The 16,391-nt window shown below is 53.5% G+C and carries 15 protein-coding genes; 7 read left to right on the top strand and 8 right to left on the bottom strand.

The genetic code is table 11. The features are described 5' to 3' along the window. Positions 1-95: 95 nt before the first annotated feature. Entirely contained in the window at positions 96-707 is a 612-nt protein-coding gene (locus tag ACYVC2_RS30405) for a PD-(D/E)XK nuclease family protein (RefSeq protein WP_461109120.1), read from the bottom strand. 108 nt (positions 708-815) lie between these two features. Further along, entirely contained in the window at positions 816-1,259 is a 444-nt protein-coding gene (locus ACYVC2_RS30400) for a DMT family transporter (protein WP_461109118.1), read from the bottom strand. A gap of 141 nt (positions 1,260-1,400) precedes the next feature. Here ACYVC2_RS30400 and ACYVC2_RS30395 point away from each other — a divergent pair, with 141 nt between their 5' ends. After that, positions 1,401-2,393, top strand: a complete 993-nt coding sequence (locus tag ACYVC2_RS30395; protein ID WP_461109116.1) for a multidrug DMT transporter permease — start codon at positions 1,401-1,403, stop codon at positions 2,391-2,393. A 156-nt stretch (positions 2,394-2,549) separates the two neighbouring features. After that, positions 2,550-4,406: an outer membrane protein assembly factor BamB family protein gene (locus tag ACYVC2_RS30390; protein WP_461109114.1), complete on the top strand. Its 1,857-nt coding sequence runs from the start codon at positions 2,550-2,552 to the stop codon at positions 4,404-4,406. A 103-nt stretch (positions 4,407-4,509) separates the two neighbouring features. Here the strand turns inward: ACYVC2_RS30390 and ACYVC2_RS30385 are convergent, their stop codons facing one another. Next, positions 4,510-4,689: a hypothetical protein gene (locus tag ACYVC2_RS30385; protein WP_461109112.1), complete on the bottom strand. Its 180-nt coding sequence runs from the start codon at positions 4,687-4,689 to the stop codon at positions 4,510-4,512. A 235-nt stretch (positions 4,690-4,924) separates the two neighbouring features. Here ACYVC2_RS30385 and ACYVC2_RS30380 point away from each other — a divergent pair, with 235 nt between their 5' ends. Next, complete coding sequence (locus ACYVC2_RS30380; protein ID WP_461109110.1) at positions 4,925-5,539, top strand: outer membrane beta-barrel protein; 615 nt, start codon at positions 4,925-4,927, stop codon at positions 5,537-5,539. A 16-nt stretch (positions 5,540-5,555) separates the two neighbouring features. On the opposite strand, the gene ACYVC2_RS30375 is transcribed toward ACYVC2_RS30380, so the two are convergent. From ACYVC2_RS30375 to rbsK, 3 genes are all read right to left on the bottom strand, one after another. Next, on the bottom strand, positions 5,556-6,746 hold the full coding sequence (locus ACYVC2_RS30375; protein WP_461109108.1) for a hypothetical protein: 1,191 nt from the start codon (positions 6,744-6,746) through the stop codon (positions 5,556-5,558). Between the two features lie 69 nt (positions 6,747-6,815). Then, positions 6,816-8,384 (bottom strand): ADP-ribosylglycohydrolase family protein, encoded by a 1,569-nt coding sequence (locus ACYVC2_RS30370; RefSeq protein WP_461109106.1) that lies wholly within the window; start codon positions 8,382-8,384, stop codon positions 6,816-6,818. A gap of 39 nt (positions 8,385-8,423) precedes the next feature. After that, positions 8,424-9,329, bottom strand: coding sequence for a ribokinase (gene rbsK / locus ACYVC2_RS30365; protein WP_461109104.1), 906 nt, complete (start codon positions 9,327-9,329; stop codon positions 8,424-8,426). Positions 9,330-9,506: 177 nt separating this feature from the next. Here rbsK and ACYVC2_RS30360 point away from each other — a divergent pair, with 177 nt between their 5' ends. From ACYVC2_RS30360 to ACYVC2_RS30345, 4 genes are all read left to right on the top strand, one after another. Beyond that, positions 9,507-10,220, top strand: a complete 714-nt coding sequence (locus ACYVC2_RS30360) for a hypothetical protein (protein ID WP_461109102.1) — start codon at positions 9,507-9,509, stop codon at positions 10,218-10,220. Between the two features lie 125 nt (positions 10,221-10,345). Then, positions 10,346-12,583: an ATP-binding protein gene (locus ACYVC2_RS30355; RefSeq protein WP_461109100.1), complete on the top strand. Its 2,238-nt coding sequence runs from the start codon at positions 10,346-10,348 to the stop codon at positions 12,581-12,583. An 11-nt stretch (positions 12,584-12,594) separates the two neighbouring features. Next, positions 12,595-13,026 (top strand): response regulator, encoded by a 432-nt coding sequence (locus ACYVC2_RS30350; protein WP_461109098.1) that lies wholly within the window; start codon positions 12,595-12,597, stop codon positions 13,024-13,026. Beyond that, positions 12,981-13,622, top strand: a complete 642-nt coding sequence (locus ACYVC2_RS30345; RefSeq protein WP_461109096.1) for a biliverdin-producing heme oxygenase — start codon at positions 12,981-12,983, stop codon at positions 13,620-13,622. The genes ACYVC2_RS30350 and ACYVC2_RS30345 overlap by 46 nt, the downstream gene beginning before the upstream one ends. A 6-nt stretch (positions 13,623-13,628) precedes the next feature. On the opposite strand, the gene ACYVC2_RS30340 is transcribed toward ACYVC2_RS30345, so the two are convergent. Both ACYVC2_RS30340 and ACYVC2_RS30335 read right to left on the bottom strand, forming a co-directional pair. Then, entirely contained in the window at positions 13,629-15,656 is a 2,028-nt protein-coding gene (locus ACYVC2_RS30340; RefSeq protein WP_461109094.1) for a PAS domain-containing sensor histidine kinase, read from the bottom strand. A gap of 147 nt (positions 15,657-15,803) precedes the next feature. Next, the gene (locus ACYVC2_RS30335; RefSeq protein WP_461109092.1) at positions 15,804-16,358 is read right to left on the bottom strand and encodes a low affinity iron permease family protein; all 555 of its coding nucleotides are present in this window, start codon (positions 16,356-16,358) and stop codon (positions 15,804-15,806) included. Positions 16,359-16,391 lie beyond the last annotated feature (33 nt).

The following is a 16,391-nucleotide window of genomic DNA, read 5'->3' as shown; positions in this document are numbered from 1 at the left end:
GTACGACGAATGCAGTCTGACTGCTAGGTGTAATTGAGCAAGTGGGCTGGTAAGCCGACGGCTTTGCTGGCAATGAGCGGTATTTTCACGGGTCGTCAGGCGGGCCGTCGGCGTGCATCGGGATCGGCGCCCGGTGTTACAAATATTTTGGCATCCGTAATCAATGGGCGGTGCTCTTCCAGAAAAGCTTTGAATAGCCGTATTTCTTCCAGTTGCTTCTCAATGGGGTGAGTCAGAGCGTAACTTTCCACATATACCTCCTTAAAATCCGTAATGACATACTCCATGAGTTTGATGCCTTTGCGTTTCAGCGCATGGAGGTATAAATTCTGGTGATTATGCACGTAACGACCTGGTTGGTAGGACGACGTCGTTTTTAAATCGACCGCTTTGAATTTGCCGATCAAATCGACATAACCATAAAACAGCACGTCGTCGATTTCCCACTGGCAATACACCTGGGTATCGACGATCGGTCGCGGAAGCAATTTGCGAACCTTGGCGATGATCGCCGGATCGAAGCGAGCCTCGTCGGTGCCTTTGACAATTGCTTCCTCAAACGAAATTCCGCGTTCCTGAGCCACCGTCGTAGGCGTCGGAATGCGGTTAATCGAGTCGATCAGTTCCTGCATCGAAAAATTGCCGCCTTGTAAATAGCGCGAGAAGACATTCAGCAACGAAGGGTAGAAGCGGTAATTGATCGGCATAATAATTAATGTACAATGAATAATGTAGAATGAACAACGAGCACAAACGCTTGTTCGATTTAGCCATTCCCCATTATCCATTATCCATTTTTCATTTTTCATTATCCATTAATTTCTCACTACCAGTAAAACTCCCGAAACAATCAGCATGATTCCCAGGAGACGCCAGCCGTTGGCCGGGTGCTGCGCAAAGCCCAGCAGGCCGTAATGGTCCAGCACCAGTGCCGCAATTAACTGACCGGCTACGCTCAGGCTGACCAGGTTGGCCGTTCCAATCTTTGGAACGCTGACAATGACGGTGATCATGTATAGCGCGCCCATCGCTCCGCCTGTCCATTTCCACCAGCTCACCTGTCGAATGGTGGTGTTATCCGGAATCGAATCGCCGGAGGCCAGAAACAACAGGACCAGCACGATGAAGCCCGACCCAAACGAAATAATGGCGGCCAGAATAGGGCTGGCCATAGCCTGGCGCAGATTGGCATTGACCCCGGCCTGAACCGTGATGGCCAGACCCACCAAAAACGCGAAAAGAACGTAGATGTAATTCATAAACGCAAAGGTAGGAAACAACCACAGGCTTTAGTGTTCCCTTATACCTGGCAATGAGTATATATACTTACGAATATTATAGATATTCGATCTTTTGTGCTATTTTTACGAATCCCTATCTTAACCTGCATATACACATCCATGTTCATTATCTCCTATTATCCCCTGGCCGTTGTCGTTTGTTTTCTGACTATGTTCTGCTGGGGCTCTTGGGCGAACACCCAGAAGTTGACGACACAATCAGTACCGACAACCATTTTTTACCGGGATTATACATATGGTATTTTGATACTGAGCTTGTTACTGGCGTTCACTCTGGGGAGTATAGGGTCGCAGGGCCGGTCGTTTCTGACGGATTTTGGCCAGGCCGAAACGCAGAATATCGTTTTTGCGCTGGCGGGCGGATTTGTGTTCAACATCGCCAATATTCTCATCGTGGTGGGTATCGAACTGGCGGGTTTGTCGGTGGCAATGCCTGTCGGTATTGGACTAGCCCTGATTCTGGGGGTTGTGGTGAACTATATTTTGTCGCCTGTCGGGCGGGTCGGGCTGCTGTCGGGCGGAGTTTTCGCCATTTTTCTGGCCGTCGTTTTCAGCGCGCTGGCCTACCGATCCAAAGCTACCGCCGATAAGTCCGTTAGTACGCGCGGATTGGTGATTTCGCTGGTGGGCGGCTTTTTGATGAGTTTCTTCTTCTACTTTGTGGCCCGGGCCATGGCAACCGATTTTGCCCATCCGGCTCCGGGGCTGCTGACCCCCTATACGGCCCTGGTCATGTTCGGCTTGGGAGTTGTGGTCAGCACCCCGTTGTTCTTACCGGTTCTCCGTCGCTTCACGAGCAAGCCTGCCGACGACGAAATCGGCTACCTCGACGTAAGTGGGCGCAGCCATCGAATCGGCATTTTGGGGGGAATGATCTGGTGCCTGGGCATGGCGTCGAGTTTGCTGGCGTCGGGGGCGGCTGGCTACGCCATCAGCTATGGTCTGGGGCAGGGCGCTACCATCATTGCTGTTTTGTGGGGGGTGTTCATCTGGCAGGAGTTCCGGAGCGCCCCTGTCATTTCGAGCCGGTATCTGTTGCTGATGGGAATTTGCTACGTATTAGGGCTGGTCCTGATCATTTCTGCTAAATAGTGCTCGCTCCGGTCAGTGAATGAGCAGGGAAATTTCATCCTGTAGAATCAGTCGTTTATGGGTAGTTAACAGCCATTTGTCCAAAAAGACAAGGACTGACGACAGCGCCTGTCGACCTTTGGATCGACAAGACCCTGACTTAAACGCTGACTCCTTATGAAAAACGATTCCTGGGTTTACCAGCTCAACTGGTCTGGAATGGCCCTTGGTCTTCTGTTCCTCCAATCCAGCCTCGGCTTTACTCAGAAACTCGATTCGACCGTAGCCATGCAAGGGCAGGCGCTGTACATAAAAACCTGCAATGCCTGCCACAAATCCGACGCGAACGTTGGCGCACCCGGCTATCTGGTACTGGCTCAAATGCCTCCGAGGGCCATTCTGGCCGCGCTGGAAACCGGTAAAATGCGGGTGCAGGCGAAAGAACTGACTACCGAACAGCGGAAAGCCGTTGCGCAATGGATAGCTGGCAAGCCACTGATCGACCCGTCGATTCCGCAAGAAGCTTATAGCCCCTTTACCCTGCCAGCCACTAAAAACCCATTGGTACACCACTCCGGCTGGGGCGGAAATCTGGAAGGTACCGGGTATCGATCGGCGCAGCAGGCGGGTATGTCGGCCGCGAATGTTGGGCGACTGAAACTCAAATGGGCGTTCGCTTTTCCCGAAGCCAACCAGGTTCGCAGCAAACCCGCCCTTGTGGGCGATTGGCTGATTGTCGGTAGCCAGTTCGGAGAAATTTATTGCCTGAATAAAAACACCGGTAAAATCGGCTGGCGGTTTCTGGCCAAGGCGGCCGTTCGGGGGGCAATCAGTGTGGTTCAGAGCGGCAACACCATCCAGGCTTTCTTTGCTGATAACAACACGAACGTCTACGCCCTCGACGTCAGAACGGGGAAGCTGCTGTGGGAAAGCAAAAGTGGCCGGCATCCGCAGTCAGGAGTTACGGGTTCGGTTGCCGTGTATGACAATCAGGTCTACATACCGCTGACATCCATCGAAGTGGCATCGGTGCTGGACCCGGGCTACCCCTGTTGTTCGTCATCGGGTGAGATCGTTGCCCTCGATACGCGTTCAGGGCAGGAAGTCTGGCGGCATCGGGTCATCCCGGACGAAGCACGGGTGGTGGGCAAAAAGAAAGATGGCTCGCCCCTGTTCGGACCATCCGGCGCGATTGTCTGGAGCAGCCCCACCGTCGATGCCAAACGAGGGCTACTTTATTTCGGAACCGGCGAGAACTACACGGCTCCGGCCACCACCAGTAGCGATGCCATTCAGGCGCTGGACCTTAAAACGGGTAAACTGGTCTGGTCGTTTCAGGCAACGAAAAACGATACCTGGAATCTGGCGTGTCCGGGCAACCCCAACTGTCCCGAGAAAATAGGGCCTGATCATGATTTTGGCATGGCACCGATTCTGGTGAAGCAGCCAGGCGGTGGTGAGCTACTGGTGGTTGGGCAGAAATCGGGAGTCGTCTATGGCCTGTCGCCCGAAAGTGGAAAAGTCATCTGGCAGACGCGCATCGGCCACGGCGGAGCCCTGGGTGGCATCCACTGGGGAATGGCTACCGATGGTAAGCTCGTTTATGCCGCCAATGCCGATAATAAATATGGGATCGATCCGCAAGTCGATTCACTCATCAGACCTGCGCCGGGGCTATTTGCACTGGACGTAACAACGGGCAAGGTAATCTGGAATACCCCCGCGCCATCCTGCACCGGCCGAAAAGGTTGCCTCGAAGCCAATTCTGCGGCACCGACCGTAATTCCCGGCGTCGTGTTTGCCGGTGCGCTGGATGGCCATCTGCGGGCTTATGATACGACGGATGGCAGAATCCTGTGGGAGTACGATACGGTCAAAGACTATCAGACCGTAAATGGTGTACCAGGCAAAGGTGGAGCCATCGACGGGCCATCGCCGGTGATTGCCGATGGAATGCTGTTTGTCAACTCGGGGTACGGCTCATTCGGCGAAATTCCGGGGAACGTATTGCTCGCTTTCGGAGTGGCTAACTGATGGATGGCTTCCTGAACACCCATTTTCGGGAACGCTACCCTGTTGCTTCTAACATTTCTCAATTCGACAGATACCCGTTTTCATGCAGGCAAGCGTGTAGGCATCAGCCAGTAAGGTTCGTTGTGTAGGGTATGCGGGCCGGGCCGGTTTTGAGCTTGTGCACAATCTGATTGGTGCAACCAAACGGCATAACCAATACGTCGCGTATCTTTGTCGGCTGAATCATTGGCTGGCTATACAGAAAGCTGAACCGCAAGTAGAGCAGCCGATGGAATTGCTTCATCTTGTAAGTGAATGAACGCCTGACAGGTCAGTGAAAGCGGTTTTGTGGGCAGGGTGTGCAACGGAAACCCGAAATCTCTTGTACAGAAGAGAAAGCCTGTTGCCAATCGGTCGGCAAACACAAAAGAATATTTTGCGCTGGTCTGCCAACCCTACCGACGTTATGCGAATCTTCAGCATGACTCGCTTACCCGGATGAGTAAATGTAAGTACGTAGTAAAATCATAAAATTCTCCATGAGATATCTGTTCCTCAGTGTGTTAGTGCTGGTTCCTTTTGTTTTGAGCGCTCAAAATTCGAAACCCTTCAAAGTGAACGTAGCGGCTGGCTATGGCGTAACCGGCGATTATTCGAACAGCGATGCGATCAGTAAAGGCGGTTTTGCCTATAGTCTGGAGCCGCAGTACCGCATTATCAAGAATGTTGACCTGGGTTTACGCCTGGAGCAGGCTTTTGTTCAGCGCCCTGAGTTTATCGATAAGGTGATTGTCTTTCAGACCAACGCGAAATTTTTCATGTCGGGGGTAATTACGGCCAACTACATTGTCAATACCAGTGGTATTCTGAAACCCTATGCCGGACTTGGCGTCGGGCTTTATTACACCGATCCGAGCACACAGCGGGATTCGCGGTTTGGCATTACAACGTCTTACCCACTGCCTACCACTACGGTGCTTGGTGGTCTGGTTCGAGTGGGGGTGAAAATGGGGCGCGGTAATCTGGACCTGGCTTATAACCTGGTCAGCAACACGCAGGTGCATATTGTGGCTACCAACCGGACGCTAGAAGCCCGTAATTCGTACATAACCGCCAAAGTGGGCTTTACCATCGGTGGTGGCAGCGATAAGTAAAGAGGTCACGATTCCTTCATTGCTCGATTAACAGCAGAAACATTTCGGCGGCATGCCAGGCGTGCGGGAAGGCGATTTTCTGCTTGACCAACTCCCGGTCGAGGACGGTCAGGGCCGGATAGTGCGCATCCAGGTCTCTCTGCTGCCAACTGAGCGGATAGTCGATGCTACCAACCATACCATGGTTTTCGGGCGCGCCGGACCGGCTATAAAAATGATCTTCGGCCCAGGTCAGAAAAGGTGAGTTACGGCTGGTGGCCTCGTCGAATCGTTCGCCCCCGACAGGGTCACTTTTATACTCCCACCATACCAGTCCAGCGTAACTGTCGTACTGTTTCGGAATGCTATATGGGTCGGGTAATTTGAGGGACTTGAGCCCATATTTGAGCCATTTAGTCTGATAAACAGGGTGTTCGGCTCCATCGGTTATGCCCGTGATATAGTTTTCTCTTCGGAATTTTCGAACTGAATCCAGCACGACAGGTACAATCGGATGGTTCTTGTCGGCCACCAGCGATACCAGAAACAGCACTTGCCCCAGGTTGTCTGCTTCGAGCTGGTTGTTGCGGTCGAAGGGGTCGCGCAGGGCCATAAGCCAGTCCTGAACCAGGTGCAGATTTGCCGTCTCGCGCAGCACCATAGCCATCTGGGCCGCATCGCGATACCAGGGTTTCTGGTAAACCAGGAAATTTGGCATAGGTCGGCCGTCGATAACATTGATCAGCACTTCCTGATGCAATACCCGCAGTAGCGGACCAAACGTTTTGGCCGCAAAACGGGGCAGATTGATCCGACTGCGCGTCCCGGCAATCAACCGCGGGCGTTTGTTGGGCTGAAGTATCCAGACGCCGGTTTCATCCTCGCGAATCTGGATTATTTGCTGGTCGGCCAGGGTCAGTTGAACCAGGTATTCCGAGGGTACGATGATTTCGCGCTTCACCGGCCACTGCTCTTCGATATTACCGGTCAGGGCGTTCAGCAAGCGGCCGTTGCGGTAGATAAGCTTGAGCCGATCGCCCATGCCGAACAGGAAGAACTTCAGATTGGGCAGCTCGCGGTGGTTGCGGTGCACCTGCCGAAGTTGCGCCAGGTTTGCCTGGTAAGCCTGCAAGGCCTGTTCCGGTTCGGCAAAAATGGTCGGTGGCGTTAACCGCTGAGCATAAGCCGAACCTGTAATCAGCAGCAGAAGGCAGTATTTTAGGTACATCGCTGAAAGGAATGAACACCGAGCCGTCCGTTGTACCGCTGTGTTCTCTGTGCTGCTGTGTTCGTCAACCTATAGTTTCGATTTGACCGGCTGGTCGCTGTAAACCAGCACCTCGTTCATCCGTACGACATGTTCCGAGTCGGGATTGAGTACCTTGACCCGTACGGTATGTTTGCCTTTGGGCAGCTGATATTTCCAGAACAGATCGTACCGGCGATGGGTGAAATCGACGGGTAGTTTCGCCGTCTCGATCTTCCGGCCATCGAGATACAGCTCCGTGTTGAAGGCGAAGTTGCTTTCATAGCCCCACGAACTCCGGTTTTTCGGTTTGGCCTCGCCTTTGACCACAAAACCAATACCATCGAAATCGAAGCTGTATTCATTGTCCAGGTCTTTCCGGATGCTCGTCACCAGCACCGGATGATGGCCCGGAAAAGCCTGTTCGAGCCGAACCGCTTTGGGCGTTTGCAGCGCAATGGTCACCTGGTCGCCGTTGAGCCTCCCCCCGTTCCGTTCGATGACCTGCAACGCGTGCTTCGTACTCATGGCGTACACGTCGTTGAGCGACATAGTGGTGTACTTGAAGTCGATGTCTTCGGCTTCCGCGAGCCCCTGCTTCCAGTAGGCCGGAATTTTGTCGTAGCCGAGCAAGGTGCCCAGAATACCCCCCGCCGATGCCGGATTGCAGTCTGAGTCCTGCCCGGCCCGGGTGCTTATTTCCATGGTTTTCGTGAAATCACCCCCGCCGTACAGCAGCCCCAGAACGATATAAGCCGAGTTTATCTTTGCATCGATGTTGAACGGGTAAAATACGCCTTCCGGACACCCAACCTCATCGGCCCATTTTCGCTGGATCTCAAACCAGGTCCGTTTCCAGTCGTTCGGGAATTGCTCATGCCAGTTGATGACGTCGGCAATACACTGGTAGAAGGTGCTCTGCGCGGGTATCGTTTTGAGGGCTTCTTTCACAATGGATTTCACCTGACCCGGCAGATCTGCCTGATTGCCCGGCCGGAATGCCAGCGCATACATAGCTCCTACATAAGCGCCCCCGTACCAGCCGTCGCCGTAGTTCATGATGTGACCAATCGGATCGCCGATCTGCACCGCCGTGTTGGGCATGCCCGGAGCCATCAGCCCCGAAAAATCGGCTTCGATCTGAAAGTCGATGTCGTCGGCGTGGGGGTTGTTTAGCCAGTGGCCCGAATCGGGCGCTTTCATGCCGTTCAGGAGGTTATAGCGGCCAGCCTGGTTTGCGTGCCAAAGCATGTAACTCGCGTTGGCATAAGCGTTGGCGTGTTCGGCGACGGGTGCATCGAGGCCTTTTCGCTCAAAAACATCTACGAACGTCAGGTCCATGTATAAGTCGTCGTACAGCCCCGGATTTTCGGTCATGGTTTTTTTTATATAGCCATCATACCACGGAATCGGCTGATAATCATTGAGCATGGTTCCATTGAACCGAAATTCGGTCGGGCCACCAAACGTACAGCCGATGACCTGACCCGCCCAGCCGCCCTTGATTTTGTTCTGAAGCGCTGTTTTCGAAAGGGTTATCGTAGCTGCGGTTTTGGGTAATTTGCCGGGCGGAATTGCAGCCGACAGCAGTGCCAGGATGGCTATACACACAGTTTTCATGAGGAAAAGGGTCGTTTTATACGATGGACTGGATGAGATTCATTCCCTGATTTCAGCTCGGGTAGGCATCGACGCCTGTGCGCCCATGCGCGTAACCGAAACCGATGCAGCTTTGCAGGCAAAAGCGACGGCTTCGACCAGTGATTTTTCTTCCGCTAAAGCCACCGCCAGCGCCCCGTTGAAACAGTCACCGGCCGCTGTCGAGTCGATGGCCTTAACGGCCGATGTGGTGATTAGTTGCTTATGGGTTTCGGTGTATAGGTAGGCACCTTTTGAACCGAGCGTGATAACGACGTTGGTGACGCCGGCCGTATATAGTTTCTGAGCCGCCTGCTCCGCTGTAGCCAGATCGGCGACGCGAATACCGGTTAGCAACTCAGCCTCGGTTTCGTTGGGCGTAATCAGAAACAGGTGCGGCAGCAAGGCGGCCGGAAGTGACTGAGCTGGTGCAGGATTCAGGATAACCCGTAAGCCCCGCGCTGCTGCCTGCCGGGCCACATACTCGACGGTCGGTAGCGGGATTTCGAGTTGGAGCAGAACCAGCGCACCGGGTCCACCGGCTTGCAGAGCCGCTTCCGTTTCGGCGGGTTTTAGGTGAGCGTTGGCTCCGGGCGCGACGGTTATGCAATTCTCGCCCGACGCATCGACGTTGATAAGTGCTACGCCCGACGGGTGATCGGTGTCCATCACGATGTTGGCCGTATCGATGCCTTCCCGCCGAAACCCCTCAACGGCCTGCTGCCCAAAAATATCGTCTCCAACCTTGGCTACGAAGGTGACCTGGCCGCCCAGTCTGGCGGCCGCTACTGCCTGATTGGCTCCTTTACCGCCAGGGTTCATCAGAAATGTACCGCCGAGAACCGTTTCGCCGGGAGCGGGTAATTTGTCGGTCTTGACGACCATATCGGTATTCGAGCTACCAATTACCAGAATCTGATTTGGCATGAATGGGGGGTGTCTAGCTACTATGTATGTATAAATGCATCGGGCAATCAGCATTTACTGGTCTAGTGAGCAGATGACTGTTTATCCTGACGGATCAACCGAAAGAGCGGGGCCATACGAGTGTCTATTTTTTACTAAATTCATAAAAAAAAGATCTAAAGTTCTGAGACAACGGCTATGAAATATCTCTTAACCCTGTTCATCAGTTGGCTGATGCTGCCGCTGGTCGGCTATGGCCAGTGTGTAGTTTCGCTGGATGAGCAGAAGCGCCTTGTGACAACCTGTGATAACCGGCCGTCGTCGGGCGGGTTTTTGCTTAACCGGCCCGATCGGAGTCAGGCTCTGTCGCGGAGCGTTTATCTGGGCAGTGAATATTTGACGTTTCCCATCTGGCAACCCGGTACGCTGGAAATATACCAAACAAAGAAGTCGATTTCCTGTCAGATTGCCTACAATGTAGTGACCAATGAGCTACGATGCCGGTTTGACGGAGATAATCGGGAGTATGCCATTGCCGCAGACGCATTCACCGTTGATGGAAAACGGTTTATCAGTCAGATCAGTAACCAGTTAGGTAAGCCCCAACGCGTGTATTACATGGTCCTGTACGCAGGCCGAACCAAATTGCTGAAGCAAGTCAAAAGCAAACTGGTGTTACACGAGACCGACGCCTACGATTCGATGGAGGGCTTCGATGGGATCTATAAGCAGCAAAAGCTGTACTACATTCAGAAAGAAAACGAAGCGCCTAAACGGGTAGACCTAACTCGTAAATCCGTGCTGCATGCGCTGGGTGACCAACTGGGACGGCTGACGCAACACCTGACCAGCAAGAAGCTGACCGATTATGAACTGGCCGAAACCGTAGCCTACTACGATGGCTTCCAGTGAGGTCGGCTTTCGTCCGGAGCGTCAAAGAAAATAGTGTTTCGAAGAACACCCAGTTAGCCTATTGGTTAATATCTTTACAATGGGGCTCGATGAGCCCATTCGGAATCAATCCTCTAACTCACTCAATGGATTTATTACCTGTTGACCTGACTAACTGCGAACGGGAACCTATTCATATTCTGGGGCATATCCAGTCGCATGGTTATCTGCTTGCCATTCAGCCTGATTCATACTCAATTGTTCATGCCAGCGAAAACATTGTTGATTTAGTGGACGTACCAGCCGCTCAACTGGTTGGTAAACCCCTTACGGCATTAGTAGCAAAGACTGACCTACCCGAAAACACGCTTACCGAACTGCTGAACGTCGTAAAGCGGAATGAATCCTGGGAAACCATGAATCCGCACCGGATCATGCTGAAGGGCACCCCCTGGAACCTGATCATCCACCAGCACGAAGGGCTTATTCTGATGGAGTGGGAGCCGGTAGGTGATGAACGGGCCGCGCTGATCAATCAGCAGTTGATTGCTCAGGCCCTGACACAGGTACAGGCTAGCCGAACTCTGGCCGATCTTTTACAGAACACGGCCCAACGTGTGAAAACCATTATCGGTTACGACCGGGTGATGGTCTACCGATTCAACGCAGACTGGCACGGGCACGTGGTGGCTGAAGCCAAAGAAGAACATCTGGAGCCGTATCTGGGACTGCATTATCCGGCATCCGACATACCCAGGCAGGCCCGGGAGCTTTATAAAATCAACCTGGTTCGGATGATTGCCGACGTCGGTAGCACGCCCTCCCGCATTCTGTCGCAGCCCGGATGGCCCAACGATCGCCCGCTGGATCTGACGCATTCCGTGCTGCGTGCTGTGTCGCCGGTGCATATTCAGTACCTGAAAAATATGGGTATTCAGGCGTCCATGAGTATCTCACTGATGTACCGGGGAGAGCTCTGGGGGCTTATTTCCTGCCACAATACCACGCCCCGCTTTGTCGATTATCCGGCGCGGCAGGCCGCCAAATTCGTTAGCCAGCTGCTATCGGCTGCGCTGGAGTTTCGCAAAGATGAGGAAGATAAAACGAGTCAGTTGCAGTACGGGCAACGCATTCAGCGGTTGCATGAGCAGTTGCTGCTGAGCGACGATGTGGTGCGCGCACTGATCAAATCGCCGGTGACGGCGCTGGATGTAACCGAGGCTACCGGTGCGGCCCTGCTTTTCAACGATAAGGTATACCTGCTCGGAAAAACGCCCGATGAAGCAGCCGTTCGGGCGCTGGCCGACTGGGTGCGTACGACAAATACAGAAACCTTCCTGGAAACCAACCGCTTGCCGACGCTATATCCGGCGGCTGAAGCGTTCCGGGACGTTGGCGCGGGTTTGCTGACCATTGTGCTATCGCGCGAACTCAACGAGTACCTGCTCTGGTTTAAACCCGAACAGATTCAGCAGGTTACCTGGGCCGGTAACCCCAACAAACCCGTGACGGTCGATGAAGACGGGTTATCGCGACTGACGCCCCGAACGAGCTTTGCGGCCTGGACGGAGCTGGTCCGGAATACATCGGAACCCTGGAGCGAAGCCGAAATTGGCTCAGTGGTGAAGCTGCGCGAGGATATCCTGCAGGTCGTGACTAAGCAGGCCAACGAAATACGTCTGCTCAATCAGCGGCTCCAGGTCGCCTACGAAGAGCTGGATGCATTCAGCTACACGGTATCCCACGATCTGCGCACCCCCCTGTCGTCTATCCGGTGTTATTCCGAAATTTTACTCGAAGAATACGGACAGGATTTCAAGCCCGACGCCCGGGATCTGTTTCAGAAAGTAATCGACTCGACCGAGCGCATGCGGGGCCTGATCCGGCACATCCTGTATTACTCGCGCATGGGGCGAACGGAGCTGACCATGCAGTCGGTAGATATGCGGCAGTTGCTGGAAGGGCTTCGCGAAGAAATTATGGTTACCAACAAAGGGCGGGCGCTGGTGCTCGAAATTGGCGATACGCCCCCCATTATTGCGGATACTACGATGGCCTTTCAGCTGTTCGCCAATTTGTTAAGCAACTCCGCTAAATATACGCAGCTTGCTCCGAAAGCCTATATACGGGTAAATGGGCAACAAATAGAAGATGAGGTTGTTTATACCGTTGTCGATAATGGAATTGGGTTCGATATGAAGCAGGCGAGCAAGATGTTTGACCTGTTCAAACGCCTGGACAACGCCCGCGAGTTCGAAGGCTCCGGCGTTGGGCTGGCCATTGTCAAACGAATCATCAATCGGCACAAGGGTAAAATCTGGTTTCAGAGCGAACCTAACCGAGGCACAACCTTCAGTGTCTCTTTCCCGGTCATTACCCCCTGACGATCTGGCTTATGATGGACATCTTATATGTGGAAGATAATCCGAACGATGCGGATATATTTAGTCGCCTGGTTCGAAAAATAGATCAGGCACTTACCTTCAAGGTCCTTGAGAGTGGTTCCGAAGCAGTCGACTACCTGACCGGCAGAGGCCGTTACCGGGGGGAGATGTATACCTTACCCAAACTCATTCTGGTAGACTTAAACCTGAACGGACTCAGTGGCTTCGACGTGGTTCAGCAGGCCCGCTCACTCGACCGGAGTCGGTTCGTACCTATCGTGGCCTTCAGCACCTCCGACCATCCAAACGACGTCCAGTCTGCTTACGAAGCTGGCGTCAATGCCTATATCATAAAACCGGGTAGTTACCATGCCACCGGAAGCGTAATCGGAAAGCTGTGCGCTTTCTGGCTGGAAAGCAATATCCGAACGGAGTACAAATGACGACCTTACTCGACCGCCTGCGGCAGGAAACCCGGCTACAACACGAACAGACCGAGCAGCTTTTTTACACCGAGGCCTTGCAAAATGGCACACTCACCGTCGAGCAGTACAGGCATCTACTTCGTACGCACCTGAACTACCACCAGGCTCTTGAAACGGCCATCGATCGGTATCCTGGTTTTTTTCGGGCCTATGAACCTGAAACCCGACGGAAAACCGGATGGCTCCAGGCCGATCTGGCGCAACTGCATGAACCGCAGCCGGCGTTCTCATCGGCCCTATTTTCCGACTGGTCGCCTATGGCGCTGCTGGGAGCGGCTTACGTAGGCGAAGGGTCAATGCTGGGGGGCACGGTGATCTGGCGCCTGTTGCAGAACAACGTCGAAATTCAGCCGCTGCTGGCTGATGCCCGGTTTTACCTGGGATATGGCCCATCGACGGGTAGCCAGTGGAAACGCTTTGGCGCTTTTGCGTTGCAACAGGGTGATCAGCAGCCCGATGCTGTTGTCGAGGCCGCTAAAAAAGCCTTCGAGCAGTACCAGACAGTTTTCAGACAGACCGAAACGCCGGTTTCGGGTAGCCTGTATCCGGCTTGAGCGGGGTTACTGGCTTGATACCGGAAGAAAAACTTTGAAGGTCGATCCCTGACCAGGCTGGCTGCTGACGTCCATCGCCCCACCGTGGCTTTCGGTTACGCGCTGGCAGATAGCCAGACCAATACCGGTGCCGCCGTAAGCAGCCTGGTCATGCAACCGCTGAAAAGGCGTGAAAATGCGGTCTTTGTAGCGTTCGTCGAAGCCAATGCCGTTGTCGGCTACGGTAATCAGCCAGTATGATGTATGGACCGCTTCCTGTAAATCGGACGGTAATTCCTGCGGCTGGGCCAAATGACAGGCTATGCTGATGACTGGCGTTGTATCCGGTGGGCTGAACTTCAGCGCATTGGCGATCAGGTTCTGGAACAGTTGCCGAAGCCGCGATGCACTACCCAGCACTTCGGGCAAATCGGAAACGGAAACAACCGCGTTTTTTTCGCTGATGCTCATCTCCAGATCATTGACGACGTCCTGAATCACCTCGTTCAGCGACACGGGCAGGAACGGTTCGCGATACGTACTTAGTTTGGAATACGTAAGCAGGTCTTTGACCAATAACTGCATCCGGTGGGCCGATCGCTGAATCCGCTGGACCATGTCGCGCTCACCATCGGAAAGGCTATCGGCAAAATGGGTTTTCAGCAGGTCGCTGAAAGACTGAATACGGCGGAGCGGCTCCTGCAGATCGTGCGATGCAATGTGGGCAAACTGCTGCAGACTTTCGTTCGAACGCTTAAGTTCGGCATTGGCTTCCCGCAGCTCGGTTGCCTGTCGTTGAGCCGCCAGTTCAGCCTGCTTCCGTTCGGTAATGTTATTATACGTCACGACCACACCATCGTTATCCTGTTTGACGGCCGACACCTCAAACCAGCCTTCCAGGCCCAGGTCGTCGCGGTAGTACTGGGTGCTTCGCTGCGGTTTGCCCGTATTGACAACATCTACGTACAGATCGAAGAAACCGTTGTCTTTATTTCCCGGAAAAACCGTCAGCATCGACCGCCCGATTATTTCCTCCGGGGTCATAAAATTGCTTCGGATGACGGCCTCATTGGCTGTATCCATCATGAAATCGACAATGGTGCCGCTGTCGTCGCGAATGGCCGTCATGGCAATAATGCTGTTCAGCGACGCGTCAAGCGTGGTCCGGAGCTGTTGGGTTTGCCGCTCCAGCTCCTGCGAGTGCCTGGCGATACGCTGTTGCAGCACAGTTTCGGCCTGTTTGCTGTCGGTAATATCGATCACCGTACCAATAAAATGCGTCGCTACACCTTCATCATTGAACTTCGTTTTTCCATTGGCCCGAATCCAGCGAAGTTGCCCATCTTCGAGCCCAACAGTTCGGTATTCAGTATCATACCGGCCGCCGTTTTCTCCCTGTAAGGCCCGCTGAACGATCCGGTCCGTTCGGTCCCGGTCATCGGGATGCAGGCCCTGTAAAAAGACGGAATAATCGACATGAGCGGTAGGGGAGAGGCCGAACAATTCTTTACAGCGGTCCGACCAGAGTAGTTCTTTCGTAAGTAGATTGAAATCCCAGGTGCCGAGCTGAGCGGCTTCGAGGGCGAGCCGCAGCTGATCTTCGGCCACCTGCGAGCGCCCTTCGGCCAGCTTTCGCCCTGTCACGTCGATCAGAACCCCCGAAAAAGAAAGTGGATTGCGCTGTTCGTCGAAGCTTACCTGGCCCCGGGACAGCACCCACCGGCTTTCGAAAACGTTATCGATAATACGGTATTCCGCTTCGTAAATCTGCCCCGAACCGACGGCCTCCTCGATGAGCGTCTGCACCCGCTCCCGATCGTCGGCATGAATAACGTTGGTAAAGGTATTGATCGGCAACCCGGCCGAGAGCTCAGGTTCGGCGATACCGAACAGCCGGAAGAGATTCGGATCACCATACACTTTGTCGTTGCCAATATCCCAGAACCAGGTGGCGATCAGGCCAATACTAAGCGCCGTTTGTAGCTGATCGTAGGAACGCCGGAGTAAGGTTGCTTCGTCGGAATAGGGTAACTGAGCCGATGCTGGCTGATCCATACGGTGAAACAATCTGAGAAATAGAATTAGCTATATTGTCTGCTTATAACGTTCCGAGATCAGGAACTGTTCATAAGCGGGCGATTCACGAAGAACCTGCCTGACGTCGGATCGGGAGCAGTAAGATAGCTACTCAGCCACTGGGTTTTAGCTGTTGTCCGGTTTCTTCGATTTCTTATCCGGCGATTTTTTGGGGTGGGAGGCTAATTGTTTCGTGGCTGGGCGATCCTTCCGGCGGGCAAAAACCCGTTCTTTGTAAGCCTCTACTTTCTCATCATGAATATCTTCGGCTTCCTCCACCGAGTGGGATTCCGACAGGCTGGCTTCGGTTTTGGCTTTAGTCGCCAGCTCGCCAAAAAAGCGGTGCAGCGCCCGAAGTTCCTCTTCGGTCAGGTCTTCTACGTTCAGCAGCCGGTTGCTGGCTTTGCGATTGACGGCGATGAGTTCGTTGAGTTTGATCTGCATTGCCAGAGAATCTTTATTCTGCGATTTCTGAATCAAAAACACCATCAGAAACGTGATGATGGTAGTTCCGGTGTTGATAACCAGTTGCCAGGTATCGGAGTAGTGAAATACCGGTCCGGTAATGATCCAGATAATGACCGTCAGCAGGGCGATCAGAAAAGCACTGGAAGAACCCGTAGATTGCGTAGCTCTGGAGGCAAATCGCTCGAAAAAATTAACCGATGCATTTTGTTTCACGTGGCAGGATGTTTGATTAAACTGAATACCTTT

The organism is Spirosoma koreense (assembly GCF_054777875.1).
Note: the sequence above shows the minus strand (reverse complement) of the source record. Positions and strands in the feature narration are given on the sequence as shown.

What these genes read in the sequence shown, in the direction of transcription:
- ACYVC2_RS30405 (WP_461109120.1), bottom strand. Translation starts at nt 707, where the DNA reads ATGCCGATCAATTACCGCTTCTACCCTTCGTTGCTGAATGTCTTCTCG.
- ACYVC2_RS30400 (WP_461109118.1), bottom strand. Translation starts at nt 1,259, where the DNA reads ATGAATTACATCTACGTTCTTTTCGCGTTTTTGGTGGGTCTGGCCATC.
- ACYVC2_RS30395 (WP_461109116.1), top strand. Translation starts at nt 1,401, where the DNA reads ATGTTCATTATCTCCTATTATCCCCTGGCCGTTGTCGTTTGTTTTCTG.
- ACYVC2_RS30390 (WP_461109114.1), top strand. Translation starts at nt 2,550, where the DNA reads ATGAAAAACGATTCCTGGGTTTACCAGCTCAACTGGTCTGGAATGGCC.
- ACYVC2_RS30385 (WP_461109112.1), bottom strand. Translation starts at nt 4,689, where the DNA reads ATGAAGCAATTCCATCGGCTGCTCTACTTGCGGTTCAGCTTTCTGTAT.
- ACYVC2_RS30380 (WP_461109110.1), top strand. Translation starts at nt 4,925, where the DNA reads ATGAGATATCTGTTCCTCAGTGTGTTAGTGCTGGTTCCTTTTGTTTTG.
- ACYVC2_RS30375 (WP_461109108.1), bottom strand. Translation starts at nt 6,746, where the DNA reads ATGTACCTAAAATACTGCCTTCTGCTGCTGATTACAGGTTCGGCTTAT.
- ACYVC2_RS30370 (WP_461109106.1), bottom strand. Translation starts at nt 8,384, where the DNA reads ATGAAAACTGTGTGTATAGCCATCCTGGCACTGCTGTCGGCTGCAATT.
- rbsK (WP_461109104.1), bottom strand. Translation starts at nt 9,329, where the DNA reads ATGCCAAATCAGATTCTGGTAATTGGTAGCTCGAATACCGATATGGTC.
- ACYVC2_RS30360 (WP_461109102.1), top strand. Translation starts at nt 9,507, where the DNA reads ATGAAATATCTCTTAACCCTGTTCATCAGTTGGCTGATGCTGCCGCTG.
- ACYVC2_RS30355 (WP_461109100.1), top strand. Translation starts at nt 10,346, where the DNA reads ATGGATTTATTACCTGTTGACCTGACTAACTGCGAACGGGAACCTATT.
- ACYVC2_RS30350 (WP_461109098.1), top strand. Translation starts at nt 12,595, where the DNA reads ATGATGGACATCTTATATGTGGAAGATAATCCGAACGATGCGGATATA.
- ACYVC2_RS30340 (WP_461109094.1), bottom strand. Translation starts at nt 15,656, where the DNA reads ATGGATCAGCCAGCATCGGCTCAGTTACCCTATTCCGACGAAGCAACC.